Below are 2,640 nucleotides of genomic sequence, written 5' to 3'. Positions count from 1 at the left end.
TTCCTATGAAGACCGTGATAAAGAGTATCAGGGGTTTTTAACGGATCGGTCCATTGCGGTTCATTTGTGGGATCACTCTTGGAAGCAGGCGCCGTCTCAAGATAGCAGTTGGCTTTTAAAACAGCTGTGGGCTGTACACATGGACTACCTCTCACATGCTTATCCTAAAGCTTATTTTAAACGTTACCGAAAGGAATTTGCCAGAAAATTGTTTCACAAAATCAGCGGGAAAGCATAGCACTTAAAGTATTACATATCAATACCTCCTCCAGAGGCGGTGCAGGACTAGCAGCTTTGAGAATGCAACGCGCTTTGCAGGATCAAGGTGTTCAGGCAGCCTTTTTGTCCAAAACTTTAAGCATTGATTTTTCAGGAGTTGAAATTGACGATCCTTTTTTTAGTTATAAACCGCCCAGCCTTCTCAAGCGTTTGAAAAACAAACTCAATGCCTCAAGCTCAAAGGAGCAAAACTTTCAACGATTGGTTGCTGCTCTTCAGCCACCTATAAAGGCGGAGATCGTGACCAGTCCCGAGTCGGACTATGACCTTCTGCAACATCCTCTGGTACAGCAGGCAGATATTATCCACCTGCATTGGGTCAATGGCATTCTGGATTACCAAAGCTTTTTTGCGGCGATAAACAAGCCTGTGTACTGGACCTTGCATGACATGAATCCCTTTTTGGGAATTTTTCACTACGCGGGTGATGAGGCTAGAAACAAAGGGAAAAGTGCCCATGAGCTCAATGAGTCTTTTAAAGTGCTTAAGAAGGAAGCTTACTCACAGGCAAGGGATTTGCATCTGTTATTTCCATCCACTTGGTTGAAGGATGCAGCCAAAGCTAGTGGAATCTTCCCAAGGCACACCGCCTACGATTTACTGGCCAATGGCATTGATCAAAAGCCCTATGAACGCTTCATTTTTTCTGAAGAAATTGGGCAGACAGCGCCTTTAAAGTTGATCTATGTTTCAGATCGTTTGGACAACTACAGAATGGGTGCAGATCTTTTGCAAGCTGCTTTAGCAGAATTGACCATTCCAATGGAATTGATGACCATGGGCGCCGGAGCACTTAAAATTGACAACCCTAATATACAGGTGAATTCCTTAGGTTATATTGATGATGAAGCTGATAAGATCAAGGTCATAGGGGCGGCAGATGCCCTATTGATTCCAAGTCGGGAAGACAATTTGCCCAATACCATGTTGGAAGCGCTTGCTGCAGGAACTCCTGTTATCGGCTTTGAGATCGGTGGTCTGGCAGAACATATTCAGAGCGGTCTGAATGGACAGCTCTCCAAAGAGGTGAGTGCAGCAGGATTGGTAAAAGCTATTGAGACTTTTGGACAACAAAAACAAGAGTTCAAGCGTTCCCAAGTCAAGGCATATGCTCAGGAACATTTTGATGTAAATAATCAGGCGAAAAAGCTGCTAAATCGGTATCTTGAGCCTCAGAATAACCCCCAAAAATTACAATTACCATGAAAAAGACACTCGTACTGGGAGCCGGAGGTTTCATAGGAGGTCATTTGGTTAAACATTTAAAATCTCAAGGACACTACGTTAGAGGTGTGGATCTGGTTCCACATGCCTACAGTGACCTACCTGCCGATGACTTTGTGATCGGTGATCTTCGTGACCCACAAGTTGTCGCTTCTGTTGTGGATCAAGGAGTTGATGAGATCTATCAATTAGCTGCAGATATGGGTGGAGCAGGTTATATCTTTACAGGAGACAATGACGCCGATGTGATGCACAACAGCGCCTTGATCAATCTAAATGTAGCTCATGAGGCAGTTAAAAAGAAGGCTGGAAAGGTGTTCTATTCTTCCTCAGCCTGTATGTATCCCGAGTACAATCAGCTGGATCCAGACAATCCAAAATGTTCTGAAGAATCTGCCTACCCGGCAAATCCGGACAGTGAATACGGTTGGGAGAAATTGTTTTCTGAGCGCCTGTATTTGTCCTTCATGAGAAATTACAATCTCAACGTGCGTATTGCGCGCTTTCACAACATCTTTGGGCCAGAGGGCTCTTGGAATAACGGTAAAGAAAAAGCGCCAGCAGCTTTGTGTAGAAAGGTTGCTGAGACCGCTGCAGGCGGAGCAATAGATGTTTGGGGAGACGGTAAACAAACCCGTTCCTTTTTGTATATAGATGAGTGTATCGAGGCGGTTATGCGACTTATGGAGTCTGATTTTATTGGTCCGGTCAATATCGGATCCGAAGAAATGGTGTCCATCAATCAATTCGCAGAAATGATCATTGGCCTTTCAGGCAAAGATATTAATATCGAGAATATTCCTGGACCAGAAGGTGTTCGCGGGAGGAACTCAGACAATGCTTTGATCTTTGAAAAACTCGGATGGAAACCCACCCAGCCACTACAAGTTGGCTTGGAAAAGACTTATAACTGGATATCGGCCAAAGTAGCGGCCAAAGAGTCGGACCAATAATCCGCAGATGCAACCCTTAGTTTCTATAATCACCATCAATTACAACAATGCCGCAGGGCTTAAGGCCACTGTGGATTCTGTTATTGCTCAAGAGTTCCGTGACTTTGAGTTCGTAATCATTGATGGGGGCTCTAGTGACGGTAGCCTTGCTATCATTGAAGAGAATAAATCTCATTTTAAGCAA

At 44.3% G+C, this 2,640-nt stretch carries 4 protein-coding genes; all 4 read left to right on the top strand.

Annotated features, from left to right (window positions below; all coding sequences use genetic code 11):
- Positions 1–238: hypothetical protein (locus HRT75_RS14540; protein WP_291188278.1), on the top strand; the 238-nt coding region annotated here is incomplete at its 5' end.
- A gap of 62 nt (positions 239–300) precedes the next feature.
- On the top strand, positions 301–1,485 hold the full coding sequence (locus tag HRT75_RS14535; RefSeq protein WP_291188275.1) for a glycosyltransferase: 1,185 nt from the start codon (positions 301–303) through the stop codon (positions 1,483–1,485).
- Positions 1,482–2,456 carry an NAD-dependent epimerase/dehydratase family protein gene (locus tag HRT75_RS14530; RefSeq protein ID WP_291188273.1) on the top strand — a complete coding sequence of 325 codons (975 nt, stop codon included), beginning with the start codon at positions 1,482–1,484 and terminating at the stop codon, positions 2,454–2,456. The genes HRT75_RS14535 and HRT75_RS14530 overlap by 4 nt, the downstream gene beginning before the upstream one ends.
- A gap of 7 nt (positions 2,457–2,463) precedes the next feature.
- Positions 2,464–2,640: glycosyltransferase (locus HRT75_RS14525; RefSeq protein WP_291188282.1), on the top strand; the 177-nt coding region annotated here is incomplete at its 3' end.

The sequence above is a fragment of the Gilvibacter sp. genome (genome assembly GCF_013214815.1).
Classification (GTDB): domain Bacteria; phylum Bacteroidota; class Bacteroidia; order Flavobacteriales; family Flavobacteriaceae; genus Gilvibacter.
Note: the sequence above shows the minus strand (reverse complement) of the source record. Positions and strands in the feature narration are given on the sequence as shown.